17 protein-coding genes and 1 pseudogene are annotated in these 18,774 nt (G+C 53.4%); 17 read left to right on the top strand and 1 reads right to left on the bottom strand.

What is annotated here, in order from left to right; translation table 11 throughout:
• The first annotated feature begins 3 nt into the window (after positions 1 to 3).
• From HGBM_RS03300 to HGBM_RS03270, 9 genes are all read left to right on the top strand, one after another.
• Complete coding sequence (locus HGBM_RS03300) at positions 4 to 1,245, top strand: Nramp family divalent metal transporter (protein WP_019119669.1); 1,242 nt, start codon at positions 4 to 6, stop codon at positions 1,243 to 1,245.
• A gap of 19 nt (positions 1,246 to 1,264) precedes the next feature.
• Positions 1,265 to 1,720 (top strand): hypothetical protein, encoded by a 456-nt coding sequence (locus HGBM_RS31520; protein ID WP_035286231.1) that lies wholly within the window; start codon positions 1,265 to 1,267, stop codon positions 1,718 to 1,720.
• 26 nt (positions 1,721 to 1,746) lie between these two features.
• On the top strand, positions 1,747 to 2,031 hold the full coding sequence (locus tag HGBM_RS31515) for a hypothetical protein (RefSeq protein WP_245552859.1): 285 nt from the start codon (positions 1,747 to 1,749) through the stop codon (positions 2,029 to 2,031).
• On the top strand, positions 2,022 to 2,573 hold the full coding sequence (locus tag HGBM_RS31510; RefSeq protein WP_245552858.1) for a hypothetical protein: 552 nt from the start codon (positions 2,022 to 2,024) through the stop codon (positions 2,571 to 2,573). The genes HGBM_RS31515 and HGBM_RS31510 overlap by 10 nt, the downstream gene beginning before the upstream one ends.
• Positions 2,574 to 2,583: 10 nt before the next feature.
• Positions 2,584 to 3,216, top strand: a complete 633-nt coding sequence (locus HGBM_RS03290; RefSeq protein WP_019119668.1) for a Gfo/Idh/MocA family oxidoreductase — start codon at positions 2,584 to 2,586, stop codon at positions 3,214 to 3,216.
• A gap of 199 nt (positions 3,217 to 3,415) precedes the next feature.
• Positions 3,416 to 3,886: a TOBE domain-containing protein gene (locus tag HGBM_RS26475; RefSeq protein ID WP_019119667.1), complete on the top strand. Its 471-nt coding sequence runs from the start codon at positions 3,416 to 3,418 to the stop codon at positions 3,884 to 3,886.
• Positions 3,850 to 4,803, top strand: a complete 954-nt coding sequence (locus tag HGBM_RS03280) for an ABC transporter permease (RefSeq protein ID WP_019119666.1) — start codon at positions 3,850 to 3,852, stop codon at positions 4,801 to 4,803. Before HGBM_RS26475 ends, HGBM_RS03280 begins: the two co-directional genes overlap by 37 nt.
• Entirely contained in the window at positions 4,804 to 5,598 is a 795-nt protein-coding gene (locus tag HGBM_RS03275; RefSeq protein ID WP_019119665.1) for an ABC transporter permease, read from the top strand.
• A gap of 69 nt (positions 5,599 to 5,667) precedes the next feature.
• Positions 5,668 to 7,005 (top strand): CapA family protein, encoded by a 1,338-nt coding sequence (locus HGBM_RS03270; RefSeq protein ID WP_019119664.1) that lies wholly within the window; start codon positions 5,668 to 5,670, stop codon positions 7,003 to 7,005.
• Positions 7,006 to 7,060: 55 nt separating this feature from the next.
• Here the strand turns inward: HGBM_RS03270 and HGBM_RS03265 are convergent, their stop codons facing one another.
• The gene (locus tag HGBM_RS03265) at positions 7,061 to 8,401 is read right to left on the bottom strand and encodes an MATE family efflux transporter (protein ID WP_081590076.1); all 1,341 of its coding nucleotides are present in this window, start codon (positions 8,399 to 8,401) and stop codon (positions 7,061 to 7,063) included.
• A gap of 498 nt (positions 8,402 to 8,899) precedes the next feature.
• Here HGBM_RS03265 and HGBM_RS03260 point away from each other — a divergent pair, with 498 nt between their 5' ends.
• The 8 genes and pseudogenes from HGBM_RS03260 (at position 8,900) to HGBM_RS03225 (ending at position 18,761) form a co-directional block, all read left to right on the top strand.
• The gene (locus HGBM_RS03260; RefSeq protein ID WP_026074178.1) at positions 8,900 to 12,175 is read left to right on the top strand and encodes a DEAD/DEAH box helicase; all 3,276 of its coding nucleotides are present in this window, start codon (positions 8,900 to 8,902) and stop codon (positions 12,173 to 12,175) included.
• A gap of 248 nt (positions 12,176 to 12,423) precedes the next feature.
• Positions 12,424 to 13,126 (top strand): annotated as a pseudogene (locus HGBM_RS26470) (2OG-Fe(II) oxygenase).
• Between the two features lie 59 nt (positions 13,127 to 13,185).
• Positions 13,186 to 14,004 (top strand): SPL family radical SAM protein, encoded by an 819-nt coding sequence (locus HGBM_RS03250; RefSeq protein WP_026074177.1) that lies wholly within the window; start codon positions 13,186 to 13,188, stop codon positions 14,002 to 14,004.
• Positions 14,005 to 14,338: 334 nt separating this feature from the next.
• A complete protein-coding gene (locus HGBM_RS03245; RefSeq protein WP_019119660.1) occupies positions 14,339 to 15,913 on the top strand; it encodes a Vga family ABC-F type ribosomal protection protein in 1,575 nt (524 codons plus the stop codon).
• Positions 15,914 to 16,083: 170 nt separating this feature from the next.
• Positions 16,084 to 16,476, top strand: coding sequence for a GntR family transcriptional regulator (locus HGBM_RS03240; protein WP_019119659.1), 393 nt, complete (start codon positions 16,084 to 16,086; stop codon positions 16,474 to 16,476).
• Complete coding sequence (locus tag HGBM_RS03235) at positions 16,473 to 17,171, top strand: ABC transporter ATP-binding protein (RefSeq protein WP_019119658.1); 699 nt, start codon at positions 16,473 to 16,475, stop codon at positions 17,169 to 17,171. Before HGBM_RS03240 ends, HGBM_RS03235 begins: the two co-directional genes overlap by 4 nt.
• A gap of 53 nt (positions 17,172 to 17,224) precedes the next feature.
• Positions 17,225 to 17,968: an ABC-2 transporter permease gene (locus HGBM_RS03230; RefSeq protein ID WP_019119657.1), complete on the top strand. Its 744-nt coding sequence runs from the start codon at positions 17,225 to 17,227 to the stop codon at positions 17,966 to 17,968.
• A gap of 34 nt (positions 17,969 to 18,002) precedes the next feature.
• Positions 18,003 to 18,761 (top strand): succinylglutamate desuccinylase/aspartoacylase family protein, encoded by a 759-nt coding sequence (locus HGBM_RS03225; protein WP_019119656.1) that lies wholly within the window; start codon positions 18,003 to 18,005, stop codon positions 18,759 to 18,761.
• Positions 18,762 to 18,774 lie beyond the last annotated feature (13 nt).

Here is an 18,774-nt window from a genome sequence, read left to right as displayed (position 1 = left end):
CTCATGGAACAGCCGCAAGTGAATTCCAATTCACCCGTACAAATGCAGAAATCTGCGAAATCATGGATCACCTCGCTGGGGCCGGCCATCATCACGGCCGCCCTGGTCATCGGTCCCGGCAGTGTGACACTTACCTCTAAGATGGGGGCCATGTACGGCTACAATTTGCTCTGGGTCGTCGTCATTTCCGTCGTGTTCATGATGGCTTTTACCGAAATGAGCGCCAGAATCGGCATGGCGACAAGGCAATCCCTGCTGGCCACGATCAGGCAAAAGTGGGGGAAGGCGGCCGCAATTGTCATGGGCTTGGGCTGTTTTCTGGTCACGTCCACCTTTCAGGGAGCCAATGTGATCGGAGCAGGTGTGGCCCTGTCCAGTTTGACGGGCATTTCTACAAAGGCATGGGGAGTCATTTTTACGCTCTTGGCAATCTCGTTATTATTCTTCCGCCATTTTTACAGAATTCTTGAAAAGTTGATGCTGGTCCTGGTGGCAATCATGCTGTTCTCATTTTTATGTACCGTCATTCTGGTCAAGCCAAGCCTCGGCGGCATCGTCTCCGGACTTGTCCCGCAAGTGCCAAGCGGTTCGGCCATGCTGATCATCGGCCTGGTTGCGACCACCTTCACTGTCGTCGGAGCGCTCTACCAATCGTACCTCGTGCAGGAGAAGGGATGGACTGCTGCCCACGCGAAGGAAGGCTCGCGTGAGAGTTACGCGGGAATCATCCTGCTCGGGCTGATCTCCGCGCTGATCATGATCAGCGCTGCTGCAGTACTGAAGCCGCAGGGTATCGAGGTAAATACGGCGACAGACATGGGCAAGGCGCTGGAGCCGCTATTTGGCAGCGGAGCGACAGTCATATTCATGATCGGACTGTGGGGCGCGGCGTTCTCGTCCTTGACCGGGAACGCGACGATCGGAGGGGCAATGCTGGCTGACGCGCTCGGCTTTTGCAGCCAATTGAGCAGCAAGGCGGTGCGCTGCTTTATCATGGCCGTGATGGTGCTTGGGGGCATCGTGGCGCTCGTGTTCGGAAAAGTCCCGGTGCAGCTGATCCTGGTCACGCAGCCGGTCACGATCGTGGTCGTACCGCTAATCGGACTGGCCCTGTTCGCCCTGGCCAACGACAAGCAACTCATGGGCGACCTGAAAAACACGCCGCTCAAAAACGTGATTACCGGATTGGCGCTCATTTTTCTCGTGATCCTCGCCGGAAAAACAGTGAAGGACCTGTTCTTTTGACAACTAGGGGGCGGATCGGATGCATAATACGATCAAGATTGGCGTAATTGGCCTACCAGCCATTGTAGAACTCAGTTCGTTTCCCAACTTTACCCCAATCATCCGGGTATCCAATCGAATCGGGGATGCCCCCGTCTTTGCCGCGGAAATCATGGAACAGGTGGAAGTCCTGCTGTTTTCCGGCTATTACCCTTACAAAATTGCGAAGGAGCAGGTGGCGTTCACCGTCCCCGCACACTATATTCCGCTGACCGGAACCGGCCTCTACCGCTCTTTGTTCCGCATGTACCAGTCTGGCAGGATCGGGGGATTGTCCATCGACCTGCTGGCCAATCAAGCGGTGGAGAAGGTTTTCGCGGAGCTGGATATACCGGCCGCGGGCATGCACTACTACGACGGTGTTCCTTATCGCCTGGAAGACATGATCCAGAACACCTGCAAGCGTACCAACAAGGAAAAAGCGCCGGAGCGCTGACCGGCATAAAAGCCGTAGCGGATGAATTGGCCCGCCTGAACGTCCCCAACGAGTGGGTAATCCCGACGGCACAGGACATTTCCGTCTCGTTGGAACGAGCCTTGCTCTCGACCGAGAAACGGCGCAACAAAGAGTCGCAGATCGTCTTTGGTTTGATTCAGGTTGACGATTACAGCCAACTGGTGGAGCGCAGCCATTCGGAACATGACGTTCAGAAATTAAAGCTGGAGATTCATCGGTTGTTTTTGGACTACGCAGGCTGTCTGGATGGCCACCTGACCGCCTCGGCGGCGACGAGTACATGTTTGTGACGACGCGGGGGATTTTTGAACGGGAGACGAGGGGATACCAATACATCCCGATCCTGACCGACGCGAAGAGATCGCTCGGCGTCTCGCTAAGCATCGGCATCGGCTTCGGCCAAACCGCGAACGAAGCGGGCACACATGCCAGATTGGCCTTGCGCCAAGCCAAAGAATTTGGCGGCGATATCTGTTTTATCGTGCGCGAGGACCGCAGCGTCATCGGACCGGTAGAAATGACCCATCCGATGGTGTACGAGCTGTCGGTGACGGACGAAGGGCTGCTCATGCGGGCGCAGAAAGCGGGGATGACCGCTTCTTACATGAGCAAGCTGATGGCCCAGGTCTCACGCTTGGGAAAAATGGAGTACACCGCCCAGGAACTGGCCTCGATCCTCGGGGTGACGCTTCGCAGTTCCCACCGGATTCTGCTTCAGTGGTTGGACGCGGAACTGGTGGAGATCGTCGGCGTTGAGAAGATCTCTTCCAAAGGCTGGCCGCGACAGGTATATCGGCTCAGCTTTGTCGACGAACTGGAAAAGATCAGATAGGAGGGAGCATGTGAACAGGAAACCTGAACTTGCAATCAGGATGATTGGACTGGACACGTCACATTGCGAGGCATTTACGGAAATCATCCAGAACCCCCGCCATCCCTATCACGTTCCAGGTGGGAGAGTAACGGTGGCCTATCCGGGGGGGTCGCCTAATTTTCCCTTGAGCGCGGCACGCGTCGGCCCGATCACACATGCGCTGCAAGAGAGGTTCGGAGTTCGCATCGCAACATCGATCGCACAGGTGGCGGAACAAGCAGACGCCATACTGCTGACATCCGTCGACGGCCGGATCCATCTGCAGCAGTTTGCCGCAGTCGCCCCTTTTGGAAAACCGGTGTTTATCGATAAGCCGCTGGCAGTCTGTTTCACCGACGCGCTTCGGATCTTCGAGCTGGCGCGCCAGCATCGCGTGCCGCTGATGAGCTGTTCCTCCCTCCGTCGGGATAGTGCGCCGTTTATCGACGTGCAGGCCGACGCAAAGCCGTACTACGCCAGTCTCATCGAGCATGCCATGCGCTTTTTCCGCAGCGGGCAATCTTCGGTGGACAGAGAGGAGACATTGGCGATCATACGCTTTATAGAAGCGGCAAATGAAAGCCGGCAGACAGGGCGGACCGTATCTTGTGTTAACAGGTAAAACCAAAGCGACATCGTACCAATTGAAATAATGAACACGAGTTATTGGAATTAAAATCAATCCACCTATGGTCAATTGCCATGTATGAATAACAATACTTGGCAGATGTAAACGCCTGCAAAAAGAACTGGGCGTAACCACGATTTTTGTCACACATGATCAGGAGGAAGCGCTCTCCCTGTCAGATCGCATCGTCGTGATGAACAAGGGAAACATCGAGCAGATCGGTACTCCCGGCGAAATCTACCAGCATCCGAAAACAGAATTTGTCTTCCAATTTATTGGGAAATCAACCCGGTTGGATGGGGTAATCAAGTCCGTCGACCGCGAGCGAATCCATGTTCAAATCCAATCGGCCTTGGTGGTTACGGTCGATCCGAACAACATCATGGGGGAGGATCATCACCTGAAGGCAGGGGATGAGGTAAAACTGTACATCCGTCCCGAAAAAATCAGCCTGCACCCGGCAGCAGACCAACCTTGTTTTGACAGCGATCACAAGGGGATCATTACGCAAATGAATTATTTGGGCTCTGCGTGGGAAGTCGAAGTGTCTTTATTAGGGGAGGCGATCCAGTCATTATGCACAACGGTTGATCCTGCGTGGTCGGTTGGAAGCGAGGTGTATGTAGGATGGCAGCCGTCAGACCTGATGTTGATCAAGAAGTGACGCCAGTCGTGCATCAGACGTCCAGCCTGGACGAGTTGTCAGCGCTGGCGCGGAAAAAGTGGATTAAGCACCTGCCGGCCCTTTTGCTGCTGTCGCCATTGCTTCTGTTTATTGTCGGTTTCTTTGTCGTACCGATGCTGTACATCTTGTATTTAAGCTTTATCGTCACAGACGGGTTGGATACAGCGGGAGCGTATTACAGCATGCAAAACTACATCCAGTTTTTCACCGATCGCTATTACTTGTCTTCGCTGTGGCTGACGATCAAAATCAGCCTGTATACGGTGATCGTCTGCTTGTTGCTCGGTTATCCTGTCGCTTTGACGATGGCCAAATGTTCCCCTCGCGTGCGGGGTTACATAGCGCTGGTTGTCGCTTCTCCCTTGCTGGTCAGCATTATTGTGCGAAATTTCGGATGGTTCCTGCTGCTGCTGCCAAACGGAGTCGTCAACACGCTGCTCGTCTCCCTTGACCTGATCAGTTCGCCGGTCAAGTTTCTCTTCTCGGAGATGGGGGTAGTGATCGGGCTGTCCAATGCTTACTTACCGTTTATGATCCTGTCGATCGCGACAAGCTTGTACAATATCGACCCGTCGCTTGAAAAGGCCGGAGCGATCTTGGGCGCCGGACCGATTCGTTCGTTTTTATCTATTACATTTCCCCTTACGCTGCCGGGGATTGTCTCGGGAACGGTCCTGGTATTCAGCCTGTCCATGAGTGCTTACGTCACGCCGGCCTTAATGGGCGGGGCAAATGTGCCGATGCTGCCCGTGGTTGCCTATGATCAAATCCTCAACCTGCTTCGGTGGACGTACGGTTCGGCCATTTCGTACGTCCTGCTCGCTGTAACGATGATCAGCGTTACGATTTTTACGCGCTTGATTGAGACCGGGCGTTTCAAGGAGGTGTTCCGTTAAATGCGGGTACTGGGAAAACTAAGATTATTCGTAACGAGTCTGTCCTTGCTCTACATTCTGATCCCGATACTCGTCACAATTCCGGCCTCTTTTACCGAGGAGAGTTATCCGAGTTTTCCACCCAAGGGGTTTTCACTGGAGTGGTATGTAAAGCTGCTTGATCGGCCTGAATTTATCAGCGCTTTTCTGACGAGTGTCAAATTTGGCTTGTTAACGGCGTTCTTTTCCGTCGTGTTAGGGACATTGGCTGCGATCGCGCTGGCCAAATACGAGCTGCCCGGAAAGTCTTACTTGATATCATTTTTGACCGCGCCGCTGACGGTTCCGCAAATCGTACTGGGGGTAGCCCTGCTGATCTACCTCACACCCGTGGCGCTGGCCGGAACGTCTACGGGCCTGTTGATCGCTCATGTTACGATTTGCGTCCCTTATGTCATGCGGTTTGTCCTGACCGGACTCAGCGGTTTTGATTACACGCTGGAGAGAGCGGGCATGATTCTCGGCGCCAATCCGCTGCAAGTATTTTGGCGGATCACCATGCCGCTGATCCGACCGGCAATCCTGTCCGGTGCGCTGTTTTCCTTTTTGACCTCGTTTGACAATGTGACGGTGTCGCTGTTTATGGTCTCGACGGGAATGCGCACCTTGCCGATCGAGCTTTTCTCACACATGCAGGACGCGTATGATCCGCTCGTGGCTTCCGTGTCCAGTGTCGTGATTTTTATCTCTGTCATCATCATTCTCATTCTGGAGAAGATCCATGGAGTAGGGCGCTTGTTTGGCAGTACGCAGTAAATGCAGTAATCACGCGAGGAAAATCAGATACAAACCAAAACAAGAATTAGAGCAGAAGAGGTGGTAGACATGTCCATTCACTCAGATGACCTGAGCATCGCCCTTACCGGTGACAGTATTATTGCACGCCGTATCTCCGTTTACAACGACGAGCCGACAAAAAAACTGGTCCGGATGACCAAAGAATCAGACGTGGCGTTTACTAATCTGGAAGTTCTGCCAAATGACTTTGCCGGCCATCCGGCTGCCCGCAGCGATGGCGCCCACTTCGCGGCCCACTCCTGGGTGCACGATGAACTGATGGACTTGGGCTTTACGCTGTACTCCTGCGCCAATAACCACGCGCTGGATTACGGCGTGGAAGGTTTGCTCACGGCAATCAGCGAATTGGAGAGCAGAAAATTGGCGTACGCGGGGGTAGGGAGGAGTCTTGCGGAAGCTCGAATGCCAGTCTACTACGATACCGACGCGGGTACGATTGCCATGCTTTCCTGCGCTTCCACCTTTTTTGAAGAACAGTCTGCAGGAGAGCAAAGACCTGATGTCCAAGGCCGTCCGGGAATCAATCCGCTGCGTTTCGACACCATTTATGAGGTCACAACGGATCAATTGGAAGTCTTGAAAAGGATTGCGCTGGACCTGGGATTGGAGAATCAGCGTCAGGAGTTCGTCAAGCTTGGATTCGCCGCTGATCCGCAGGACCCTGCTATCCTGCCGCTGTCAGATACGAATCTGCGCGTGGCGGGCACCCTAAATGCCAACTTCCGAGCCGCTGACACCCCCGCCATTCGAACGGAGCCAAACAAACAGGACATGGAAGAGATTTGCAAGTGGGTCAGGGAGGCGAAGTCGAGAGCGGACGTCGTGATCGTCAGTTTGCACGCACACGAGCAGGGCAAGACAAGGGAGCATCCGGCTGAGTTTATTCGCGCCTTTGCTCACCGCATCGTCGATGAGGGGGCAGACATCGTCGTCGGACACGGTCCGCACTTGCTGCGCGGCATGGAGATGTACAGCGGGAGACCGATCTTCTACAGTCTGGGTAATTTCATCGGCCAAAATGAGCTGGTTTACAAGCTTCCCAACGATTCGTACAAGCGGTTCAACATCGATCCAACTCTGACGCCAAGTGAAGTATTCCGGCTGCGCAGCCAGGACGGGAAGAGGGGGTTTCCCGGCGATAAGCTCTACTGGCAGACAGTGATGCCGATCTGCCGCTTTCAAGCGGGGAAATTGCGTGGAATCAAGATTGTGCCGGTAGCGTTGACGAAGGGAGATACACCCATTAAACGGGGCAGACCCTACGCGGCTATCGGCACTCAGGCAGAGGAAATTATCGGCAAATTCGGCGAACTCTCCTTGGTATACGGCATCGAGATCGACCAGGAGGGGACGGTAAAAATGTAAACACATAGAAAAGCCGGTATCGTGAGCTTTGATACCGGCTTTCCCATGTTTTGTTTTAGCTGACGAGGCGGACGATTTGCTTTTTCTTCCACGACAAGCGATAGTAAGAAACCTGCAGGGCAAAGCTGACGATGAAGGCAGCCGGATACCCGATCCAGATTCCCTTGATGCCAAGGCTGCTGTAATGGGAGAGGAGATAAGCCACGGGCACCTCCACGCCCCAAATCGCAATAATCCCGAACACCATCGGCCATAGTACAGTGCCGCTCGCCCGCATGGTGGCACCCATGATTTGGGCATGGCCAAATATCAGGTAACTCCACAAGGTGATCATCAGCAGACTATGTGCGATGCCAAGCGTATTCTCGTTCGTCAGGAACAAGGATAAAATTCCCCTTGAGAACACGTAGACCAGCAGGATAAAAAGGCCGCCGATGATATAGTTGAGCACGACCCCTGCACGAATCACTTGCTTGAGCCTGTCAAGCTGGCCTGCCCCGATTGATTGCGCAGCGAAGACGGAAACCGCGATACTGAGGCTGATCGCCGGCATCTGTACGTAACTGGCCACCTGGTTTACCGCCCCGTATGCCGCTGTCGCATCAGAGCCGTAGCTGTTGACAAAGGAGATGACGGCAATTTCCGACAGGGATACGAGGATCATGCTGACGCTGGATGGGATGCCAAGGCGGAGCAGAAGTTTTAACAATCCTCCATCCATTTTCAGGTGTCTCCAGACAGAGGCATCGAACTGCAGCGTATGTTTCGTCTTTCGCAGGTAGACCAGCATCAGCACGAAGGTGATTACCGTTGAAAACACGGATGCGTACGCCGCCCCGTAGACACCCAGCTTCGGCAGACCCAACCAGCCAAAGATCAGCAGCGGCAAAAACGCGATATTGAGCACAGTGCTGACAACCAGCGTGTAAAACGGCGTCTTGGAGTCGCCTGTACCGCGCAAAAATGTGGTGTAGACCAAATACAAAAACATGATCGGCAAGGACCAGAACAAGATGCGCGCATAGTGGACGCTGACGCCAATGATGTTATCGGGCGTTCCGATCAGGCGCAGTACATCCCAGGTAAAAATGCCGCCGACTACGGCCAGCAAGAGTCCAATCAGAAAGGTAAACGTAAGAGTGGTTCCGATTATCTCCTTCAATCGTTCGTCATTGCCCGCTCCATAAGCTTGACCGATCAGGATCGAACTGCCGGAGCCGATGCCGATCGCAAAGGATACGAGCAGAAAGAAAAGCGGGAAGAAGGCAGAAATAGCCGCCAAGGCATCGACGCCAAGCGCGCGGCCGACAAAGATGCTCCCGACCAATTGCCCGATCGATTGCAGGGCATTGCTGAGCAGCAAGGGGATCAGAAACAGCAGCATGGTACGCCACATGGGCCGGCTGCCCAATCGCTCGCTCTGCGAATTCACTCTATCATTGTTTGTCTGTATCGATGATTTCAAATTCCATTTCTCCTTTTCAAGCGAATACCTTTTATAAGGCAGACAATCCTTTTTTTACAGGTCAATGTCGTAAAGAGACGGGAAGCGCAAGCGGCTGAAACGGGGAGTTCGTCAAACGATTTACATCTGAAAACAAACACATCCTCGATTCGTCTAATTCACAATAGACATTTTAATGTTTGATCTAATAAATTTCAAGTTTTTCTTCGTGTGCTGAACGTCCGACACAACCCCCTGCCAATTATGACGCAGGAAGTGGGCAATAGGTTTCCAAAGACTGTATCAAAAAATGAACGGCAGTTGTCTTTCGTTCCTGTTTGCTCCAGAAGGTTGCTTCTGTTGCGACGGTTGTTTTATCATTTTCAGGTAGTCAGATTAGGCGGTCCATTTGCGGCAGCACACTTAGATAGAAAAGGACGGACAAAAATGATGAGCGTTCAGTTGAACCATCGGATCATTAAATCGCTGTGCGGCCACACTTCCTATCAAAGAGGCAAGACCCACTACAGAGCCGGAAAGGTAACCTTCACACGCTTTCATCCCGACACTTCTGTCTATGAAGCCACGGTCAAAGGCGCCAGTGTCAGCTACGAGGTTCGCATCGAATTCCTTCGCAGCGGGGAAGTGGAGGCAGAGTGCACCTGCCCTGCTCTTGATTCCTATGACAATTACTGCCAGCATATAGCTGCCGTGCTGCACGATCTTCTTGACAGGCAGCACAATGGCAGCCTGCTCCCGATACGGTCCGTGTCCCCCAAGCTTGGCGTAGGCGATGATGCATCCGCAGGAGACAGGCAGCTGACCGTCAACGTGCTTAGGCTGTTCAGCGAACAACCGCAGCACCCGGGCAGCAGACGGGGGCGCTTCGATACAAGGGCACTGCTCGACGTTGAGTTTACGCTCAGCCCTTTTTCTTATGGCCACGGAAAGTATATGTTTGGCATCGAAATAAAGACCGGACTCAAACGTTTGTATATCGTAAAGAAAATCAGGGAGTTTCTCGAACGGATCGACCGGCGGGAGTGCGTCGCATTTTCCCGGCATTTTACCTACGATCCCGGTCAACATGGCTTTCAAAGTGAAAATGATGCCGTCATTCGAGAGTTAATCCAAATCTGCCGTTGCGAAAAGATGTACATGGAAGCTTCAAACACCTATCCCGTTCAGGCGAAAAATAGAGGCGAGGAACGAATTCTCCCGATCCCCCCTTTTGCATGGGAAAAGCTTCTCCCCTTGCTCACTGCGGCTCCGGCAGTACGGCTGGTACAGGGGGAGAGTGTCTTCGAAGGGATCCGTCTATCCGACGAACCGCTTCCGCTCCACTTTGAATTTGACGAGGCCCAGGCGGCAGGCTATCGATTGGACGTACAAGGCCTGGAGAAGCTTACTGTGATGGAGTCATACGGTATGGTGCTGTTCGATGGGAAGCTGGTGCAGCTGCCGGACGATCAGTGCAAGCGGCTCTCGGAGCTGAAGCGGATGCTGGAAGCGTATCGCACCCGTCATGTTTTGGTTGCTCCGGAGCAAATGGAACCTTTTATGGTGAACGTCATTCCCGGGCTAATGAAGCTGGGCCGTATCCGCATCGCGCAAAGTGTTTCTGAGCGCGTCGTGCAAACACCGCTGAAGGCCAGGCTGTATTTGGACCGGGTGAAGGACCGGCTGCTTGCCGGGCTGGAATTTCAATACGGCGATATTGTCATCAATCCGCTCGAGGGGAACGGGCAGAACCGGGGCACAGACCGGATACTCCTGCGTGACGGGGATCAGGAGCGCAGAATCCTGGAGCTGATGGAGCAAAGCGCTTTTACCAAGACCGAGGGCGGGTACTTTCTGAATGATGAGGAAGCGGAGTACGATTTTCTCTATCATATCGTCCCGCAGTTGGAGAAATGGTTGAAAGTGTACGCCACTTCAGCAGTGAAAGCCAGACTTCACAAGGGGCATACCCCTGTCAAGGTGAGGGCGGACGTAGATGAACGGACCAACTGGCTGGAGTTGCGGTTCGAGCTGGACGGGATTCCCGAGTCGCACATTCGCAGCCTGCTGAAGTCGCTCGAGGAGAAGCGCAGATACTACCGCCTGCCCAATGGAGCGCTGCTGCCCCTGGAGAGTCAGCCTTTTCAGGAGATCAGCCGCTTTATGGGCGATCTCGGCATTCGGGCAGGGGACGTGAAGGGAACGGACATCCGCCTTCCGGCTGCGCGAGCGCTGCATTTCATCGATGCAAAAAGGCAGGGAGGCGGCGTTGAGCTGGGCAAAGCGCTGCGCCGGCTGCTGGAACATATGCGGAATCCGGATCACCTGGATTTTGCCCTGCCCGCTCAGCTCGCTCCCGTGCTTCGCGATTACCAGAAGTATGGCTTCCAGTGGATGAAGAAGCTGGCTAGCTACCGTTTTGGCGGCATTCTGGCTGACGATATGGGGCTTGGCAAGACGCTGCAGAGCATTGCCTTTATCGCCTCCGTACTGACTGAGATCAGAGAGCGGAAACTGCCCGTGCTGGTCGTCTCGCCCGCTTCCGTCACGTACAACTGGCGCAATGAACTGAAGAAATTCGCCCCGCAGATTCGGGCGGTCATCGCCGACGGCAGCAGAGCGGAGCGCCTTCATGCTTTGCAGGATGATTTCCAGGCGGATGTGATCATCACCTCCTATCCGCTGCTTCGCAGGGATATTCACCTGTACAGCAAGCGATCGTTTCACACACTTATCCTGGATGAGGCCCAGGCCTTCAAGAACCATGCCACACAGACCGCGCAGGCGGTGAAAATGCTGCAGGCCGAGAACCGCTTTGCCCTCACCGGAACTCCGGTAGAGAACAGCCTGGAAGAACTCTGGTCCATCTTTGACGCCGTGTTCCCCGAATTGTTCGGGGGCAGAAAAGCATTCAACAACTTGCCCAGGGAGGCCGTGGCGGGGCGCGTCCGTCCGTTTCTCTTGCGCCGTTTGAAGACCGAGGTGGCAGGGGAGCTGCCGGAAAAAATCGAATCTTTGCAGGCCTCAGATCTGCTGCCCGACCAGAAAAAACTGTATGCGGCTTATCTGGCAAAGCTTCAGCAGGAAACCCTCAAGCACTTGAATGAAGACAGCTTTCAGGAAAACCGGATCAAAATACTGGCTGGCCTGACCCGGCTTCGACAATTGTGCTGCCACCCTGCTTTGTTTGTCGAAGGCTATACGGGCGGCTCGGCCAAGTTTGAACAGCTGCTGGAGATTGTAGAGGACTGCCGAAGTGCCGGGAAGCGGCCGCTGATCTTCTCGCAATTTACCGAAATGCTGGGCCTGATCAAGCGGGAGCTGGGTTATCGGGGGGTGCCGTTTTTCTATCTGGACGGCAGCACGCCGGGCCCTGAGCGGATGGAAATGTGCAGCAGGTTTAACGAGGGTGAACGGGACTTGTTCCTGATTTCCTTGAAGGCCGGCGGCACGGGACTCAACCTGACGGGAGCGGACACGGTCATCCTCTACGATCTCTGGTGGAACCCCGCCGTGGAGGATCAGGCGGTGGACCGCTCGCATCGCATCGGACAGAAGAACGTCGTGCAAGTGATCCGCCTCGTCGCCCAGGGCACGGTAGAAGAAAAGATGTACGAGCTTCAGCAAAGAAAGAGGAATCTGATCGAGGAAGTGATTCAGCCGGGTCACGAGGCTTTGTCCGCACTGACGGAGCAGGAAGTTCGGGAGATTTTGATGATCGAGTAAACGGCGCCTTGGCCTGCGGCTGGAATGCTGCAGGCTAAGGTGCCTAACATTGGCCATCGTTCGCCAGCCGTTTTCGATATCTTGCTGTTCGATTCGCAAACGAATGCAGAGGAGCCATTTCCAGGGATATACTGAATGAAGAGTGGCTCGCCAATGCCAGAGCCATCATCACCGCTGGAGGTGTCGGAGCATGAAAAAGAAACGCCAACGACGGGAAACTGGCAGATGGAGCGAAAGGAGCAACATGTATGCCTGACCGCCTGTCTGAACGCATTGCCGCCCTGGACTGGCATTCGCTGCAGCAGGCGCTGGACGAGCAGGGGTATGCCGCCATCCCGGCTGTTTTGGACTGTCGGCAATGCCGGGAAATCATCGGCACGTACGAGGATGAAGCGCTTTTTCGGAGCACCATCGATATGGCCAGGTACCGGTTCGGTGCAGGAGAATACAAGTACTACAAAACGCCCTTGCCAGCAGCTGCGCGAAGGCTTCTATCCCGAGCTGGCGAAAACGGCAAATCGCTGGCGCGAGCGGCTTGGGCAAGATGCCGTGTATCCGGCTGGACTGCCGGACTTTCTGGACCGCTGCCACGAGCAGGGGCAATTGCGCCCAACTCCGCTGATTTTGAAATACGAAGCAGGCGGGTACAACTGTCTGCATCAGGATTTGTACGGCGACGTCTTTTTTCCGTTTCAGGTCGTATTCGCCTTGAATCGATGTGAGGAGGATTACACAGGCGGAGAGTTTCTGCTGGTGGAACAGCGGCCAAGGGCGCAGAGCAGAGGACATGTGTTAAACTTGGAACAAGGCGCAGGCCTTATCTTTCCGACCAACCACCGTCCGGTACTGGGGTCGCGCGGTTACTACAAGACCACACTGCGTCACGGCGTCAGCACGATTATATCGGGAACGAGATACAGTCTCGGGATTATATTCCACGACGCGAAGTGACTGCGTTTGAGGATGGGCAGGAGGATCACATGCCGGACAGGCAAAAGCGAGGGAGCATCGTGAACAGCGAGTTTTTTTACAAGCAGCCCAAGACGCTTCTGAATAAAGGGACAGGATTCCTTTCCGATTACAGCCATTCCCTCAATCCCTACACAGGCTGTTCCTTCGGCTGTTCGTACTGCTATGTGCGGCAAATGCCGGTATCCACTTTTCGCCAGGGGGAATGGGGGACGTGGGTCGACATCAAGCAGGACGCAGCCGAACTGTTGCGCAAAGAACTTCGCAGGGCCAAGGCGAAAGGCAAGGTAACGATTTTTATGTCCTCGAGTACAGACCCTTATCAGCCGATCGAGCATAAGGAGAAGGTGACCCGGTCCTTGCTCGAGGTCATGGCGGAAGATCCGCCCGACTTTCTGTTGGTCCAGACCCGCAGCCCGCTTGTCCGCAGAGATATTGACCTGCTGCTGCTCCTGGGGGATAAAGTTCGGGTCAGCATGACCGTAGAGACGGACCTGGAAGAGATCCGCAAGCGCTTTACCCCGCATGCTCCGCCCATTGCGGCCAGGCTGCAGACGCTTCAGCTGCTGGCTGATGCAGGCGTCCCGACGCAGGCTGCCATTGCTCCGGTATTGCCGAGCAGTGAAGCTTTTCCAGGCAAGCTGCGGCCTTTGGTCGATCGTGTCTGCGTGGATGATTATTTTATGGGGGACGGCAGCGGCGGCAAGCGCACGCGTGCATTAGGAATCCGCTCCCTCTACGAAGCGCAGGGCTTGGAAGAATGGTACGATCCTGCCGCTTATCGCATCGTGTACGAAAGACTGAAACAAGTGTTTCCCGAGGATCGGATTTATGTAAGCCGGAAGGGATTTGCACCATAGGGGGGCTACGAGTCACCCAAAGCAGTGATTTGACAATTCTTCACATATCGTTTACAGTTGCAGTAAACAAGAAGAACGGAAGGGTGAATCAACTAGATGAAGTACTAATCCTATTTACGAAAGCCATTCGTGGAAGGCATTTTTTGGCAGATGAACGTTCTGCTTTATTTTTGATGCCTTTCATCAGAGCTTCGGAATAGGATTGGATTTCTATAGTTGAACCCAAAAGGAGTCATCTCTTTTTGGCGTCCACCTATACCTGTGCCTCCTATTCTGAATGCGGATCGGGGGCTTTTTTGTTATGCCCCGATAAAGCGGAAAAGGGGATGATGGTATGATGCTGTTGGAAGCCTTTCACATAAAGCACTATGTAAAAGACCGTTTATTGCTGGATGTTGATCACTTGCACATTCACCAAAATGACCGGATCGGGTTGGTTGGCCGCAATGGCAGCGGAAAAACGACATTGTTAAACGTATTGGCCGGAACGTTGTCTCCAGAAAATGGAACCGTGATCCGCCATGCCCAATGTGAACTTTTGCCCCAGCTAAAACGAACAGAGACGACAAAAAGCGGCGGAGAAGTGACACAGGCATACATCAATGAGGCCATTGTCAAGGCGCCAGAAATCTTATTGGCAGACGAACCGACCACCAATCTCGATACGGAGCATATCGAATGGCTGGAAAAGAAACTGACTCAGTGGAAAGGAGCTTTCGTCATCGCATCTCATGACCGAGCCTTTCTGGATGCCCTTTGCACCACGATATGGGAGGTCAATGAAGGACAGATCAAAGAGTATAAAGGCAGCTACAGCGATTATGCGGCACAAAAAGAGCGGGAGCATCGCCAAAGGGTATTAGCGTATGAAAAATATGAAATGAAGAAAAAACAATTGGAAGAAGCATTGGAATTAAAGGAGAGAAAAGCTGAAAAAGCGACAAAAGCGCCAAAAAAGGTAAGCAAATCAGAATCAAAAATAACGGGTGCCAAACCGTACTTTGCCAAAAAACAAAAGAAGCTGCAAAAAACGGCAAAGGCAATGGAAACGAGATTAGAGAAGCTGGAAAAAGTGGAAAAACCGAAAGAAATCCCTGCGATCAAAATGAATTTGGCTAATGAAGACACGTTTCAAGACCGAATCATTCTTCGCGTGCAAGATGTTGCGGGTGCCATTGGCCAGCGTGTTCTTTGGAACAAAACAAGTTTTCATGTGCGCGGCGGCGATAAGCTGGCGATTATCGGCCCGAATGGCAGCGGAAAAACCACGCTTCTGAAAAAAATCATCCATCAAGAGGAAGGCATCGCGATCTCTCCGGCCGTGAAAATAGGCTACTTCAGCCAAAACGTAAATATTGTGGATGTTGAAAGGTCGATTTTAGAAAATGTCCGCTCCACTTCAAAGCAGGATGAAACAACCATTCGAACGGTGCTGGCAAGACTGCATTTCTTTCGAGATGATGTCTATAAGTCTGCAGGGGTTTTAAGCGGGGGAGAGCGGGTAAAAGTAGCGCTTGCGAAAATCTTTTTGAGTGACAGCAATACGCTCATTTTAGATGAACCGACGAATTTTCTCGACATAGAAGCGGCGAGCGCTTTGGAATCGCTTTTAAAAGAGTATGAGGGTACCGTGATCTTCGTCTCCCATGACCGCCGGCTCATCGAAAACGTCGCTACACGGATCTTGGCCATTCGCAATCGAGAGATGGAACTTTTCGAAGGAACCTATGCCCAATATAAACAGGATGAACATCAAAAAAACCGAAATACAGCAGAAGATAAACGGCTCGTACTTGAAACGAGAATAACAGAAGTTCTCAGTCGATTAAGTATCGAACCAAGTGAAGAGCTGGAAAGGGAGTTTCAATTCCTTTTACAAGAAAAACGGAAACTGAACACGTCTGGATAAGTGAGCAATCGTATCCCAAACGAACAAAAGGCGGTTCCTCTTGCCTTGGCGCAGGAGAACCGTCCTTTTTTTTGCCTATTGTATTGTGTGTATTAAGTGATATAATACACATATGAAAACAAAGCATCGACATTGTTTCGCTGAAGGGTCCGCAGGAAGGAGGGAGTCGTTTGAATGAGGCACAAGTGGGCAGAATGCGGTTCCGGATCGATTTAAGCCAACCGCTGTACGAGCAAGTACTGGATCAAATCCGCAGTTCGATTGCCAAAGGAGAGATTGACTTGGGTGAGAAAATTCCTTCCGTGAGGGAGCTTGCACAAGCGTTGAAAATAAATCCCAATACCGTTATGCGGGCGTACCAGGAGCTTGAGCGGGACGGGCTGACGGAGACGAGAAGAGGGCAGGGAACGTTTATTACCACCAAGGCCGAACAGGTGCAGACGATTCGGCAAAATCTGGCGGAAAAGGCCATCGAGGAATTTTTGAACAAAATGAACAGTCTTGGTTACCACCTGCCTGACATTCAGGCGCTGATCGAAGAAAAAGGAGGGAGTCGGCGATGAACAACCAGGTGATCGAATGTCAGCATATCGTAAAAAAATACGGCTCCAAGTTTGCCTTAAACGACTTCACTGTATCGATTCCGGCCGGGAAAGTGACCGGCATACTCGGACCGAATGGCGCGGGCAAATCCACTTTCTTCCGAATGGTCATGGGACTGGTTCGTCCCGAACAGGGACACATGCAAGTACTCGGCAGCAGGCCGGGCTGGCAGACAAACAAGGATATTGCCTACCTACCGGACCGCGCCCGCTGGTATGCCGATCATACCGTCGAAAAGGCGATGCAGTGGGCGGAAAATCTCTTGCCCGGATTCAACCGGGAGCGGGCGGAGAAACTGGCCGATTTTATGGACTTGGACCGGTCGATGAAAGTGGCCGGCATGTCGCTTGGCCAGGAAGCGAGATTGATGCTTTTAATCTGTATCGCCCGGGACGTGCCGATGATCCTGCTGGATGAACCGTTTTCCGGCATCGACATCGTTTCGCGGGAACGCATCATCGGAACGCTGATCGACAACATCAGCGAAACAGAGCAGACGATCTTGCTCAGCACTCACGAGATTGACGAAGCGGAAAGCTTGTTTGACCATGTGGTATTTATGGAGAACGGGCAGGTGCGGCTGACAGGAGAAGCCGAGACGCTGCGGGCAGAGCATGGATCGATGGAAACGCTGTACCGCAAGTTGTACCGCTAAATCGGCGATTGACACAGCTGATCGCAAACGAAATACCATAGGGAGGAATCAATATGGCCCAACATGTTTTTATGCATCTCGTCAAACACGACGCGATCAGGCGTCGGGCGAGATCGAAAGAATACAGTCGCTGGTGGCTGGCGTACCCGGTGCTTGTCGCTCTTGTAGGGATTGTCTATTTCACGATTTACGTGTCGAGCGGAGAGTTTCAGCCGCAGTACTTGCTGTACTGGACAGTTGCCCTGCCGTACGGCTTCTTTATGATCGCCTTTGCGCGGACCCATCGGGAGAGGCAGAATGGGACCTTCGGATGGTGGCTGTCGCTTCCGTATTCGCGCTTTTTGCTTGTGTCTGCCAAGTATACGGCCTCCGTTCTATACGGCATTTTTTGCGTCCTGATCGCTTTTGTCCTGACAACGTTGCTCTCGGGATACGCCTCCTTGTTGAATCCCATGTTCGGGGGAGATTTTCTCAAACAGTTTTTTAAAGCGGAGTTTCTCTGGTACGGATACCTTCTCTGTTTTATCCCGTTTATGGCAGCGTACGGCATGCTGACGTCATTCGTGGGCATGTCGTACTTAAAACCGCTGCTTCCCTTGATGTGGATTGGTTTTGGCCTGTCGGGAAACGGGTTTATCTGGCTGACGACAAAGTGGCAGGCTTTTAAAGAAGGGCCTGATCCGCTGCACTTCGCCCCTCAGGCGTGGAGTTGGTGGGGGATCGTTGCCAGTTTTGTGGCAGCGGGGTTGATGCTGGCTGCGTCAGCGAAGATTATGGAGAAGCAATTAAGATTGTAAGCTTGCCGGCACTGCCCAAGGATTGGAAGAGAAAGTGACGAGCTCATATACGACAGAACCTTGTTTCCGCAAGTTCAGCGTACAAAAAGGAGGACGCGTTAAAATCATCCCGATTTGCAATCCCGCGGTCTTTCGCAGCAAAACACGCTGGTCCCCCTTTGACGGATTGGATCTGAATCGCGTTTTCCCGGGCTGTGCCGAGGGCAGCCCGACGGAGCAATTAGCCCAGTCGCTGTGGCAGCAAACGCGCGGGTCTGCGCACATCATCGATCTTCACTGCTGCGGTGCTGGCGGTTCCACTTATACGCTGGCGCTCTACGAAGAATACCCGCACCTGCGAACGGCCGCCGAGGCTTTAGGCCTTCCGGTCGTCATTCAGTCCGGCGGCACGTCCGGGCAGCTTTTCGTCGAATCATGCCGCACAGGTCAGGACGCCTTGATCATCGAGCTGCCCGGCGGACAACCCGGGGGGACGATTGATCTTCAGGCTGCCGAGGACTGCCGCCAGGCTGTGATCCGGTATCTGATCCATCTCGGCGTACTGGAGGGGGCAGCGTCCCGGCTGCCGGTCCATTTTTACGGGAAAATTGCCACTCTATGCGCGCCGCGGCCAGGCTTGTTCCTGCCCGGAGCGACCCCCGGCAGCCGCTGCGTGCAGGGGGAGATCTTGGGGACCCTGGAAGAGGCTCCGGTGACGGCACCCTTCGATGGCGTCATCACCACTTTGCGGCAGGCCAGCTACTGTTTTGCCGGAGAAAGGCTGGCCGGTGTAGCACCATTAGAGAAAAATTGAAGGATGAGGAATA

The sequence above is a fragment of the Brevibacillus massiliensis genome, from assembly GCF_000311785.1.
GTDB lineage: Bacteria > Bacillota > Bacilli > Brevibacillales > Brevibacillaceae > Brevibacillus_C > Brevibacillus_C massiliensis.
Note: the sequence above shows the minus strand (reverse complement) of the source record. Positions and strands in the feature narration are given on the sequence as shown.

What these genes read in the sequence shown, in the direction of transcription:
- HGBM_RS03300 (WP_019119669.1), top strand. Translation starts at nt 4, where the DNA reads ATGGAACAGCCGCAAGTGAATTCCAATTCACCCGTACAAATGCAGAAA.
- HGBM_RS31520 (WP_035286231.1), top strand. Translation starts at nt 1,265, where the DNA reads ATGCATAATACGATCAAGATTGGCGTAATTGGCCTACCAGCCATTGTA.
- HGBM_RS31510 (WP_245552858.1), top strand. Translation starts at nt 2,022, where the DNA reads ATGTTTGTGACGACGCGGGGGATTTTTGAACGGGAGACGAGGGGATAC.
- HGBM_RS26475 (WP_019119667.1), top strand. Translation starts at nt 3,416, where the DNA reads ATGAACAAGGGAAACATCGAGCAGATCGGTACTCCCGGCGAAATCTAC.
- HGBM_RS03280 (WP_019119666.1), top strand. Translation starts at nt 3,850, where the DNA reads ATGGCAGCCGTCAGACCTGATGTTGATCAAGAAGTGACGCCAGTCGTG.
- HGBM_RS03275 (WP_019119665.1), top strand. Translation starts at nt 4,804, where the DNA reads ATGCGGGTACTGGGAAAACTAAGATTATTCGTAACGAGTCTGTCCTTG.
- HGBM_RS03270 (WP_019119664.1), top strand. Translation starts at nt 5,668, where the DNA reads ATGTCCATTCACTCAGATGACCTGAGCATCGCCCTTACCGGTGACAGT.
- HGBM_RS03265 (WP_081590076.1), bottom strand. Translation starts at nt 8,401, where the DNA reads ATGTGGCGTACCATGCTGCTGTTTCTGATCCCCTTGCTGCTCAGCAAT.
- HGBM_RS03260 (WP_026074178.1), top strand. Translation starts at nt 8,900, where the DNA reads ATGAGCGTTCAGTTGAACCATCGGATCATTAAATCGCTGTGCGGCCAC.
- HGBM_RS03245 (WP_019119660.1), top strand. Translation starts at nt 14,339, where the DNA reads ATGATGCTGTTGGAAGCCTTTCACATAAAGCACTATGTAAAAGACCGT.
- HGBM_RS03235 (WP_019119658.1), top strand. Translation starts at nt 16,473, where the DNA reads ATGAACAACCAGGTGATCGAATGTCAGCATATCGTAAAAAAATACGGC.
- HGBM_RS03230 (WP_019119657.1), top strand. Translation starts at nt 17,225, where the DNA reads ATGGCCCAACATGTTTTTATGCATCTCGTCAAACACGACGCGATCAGG.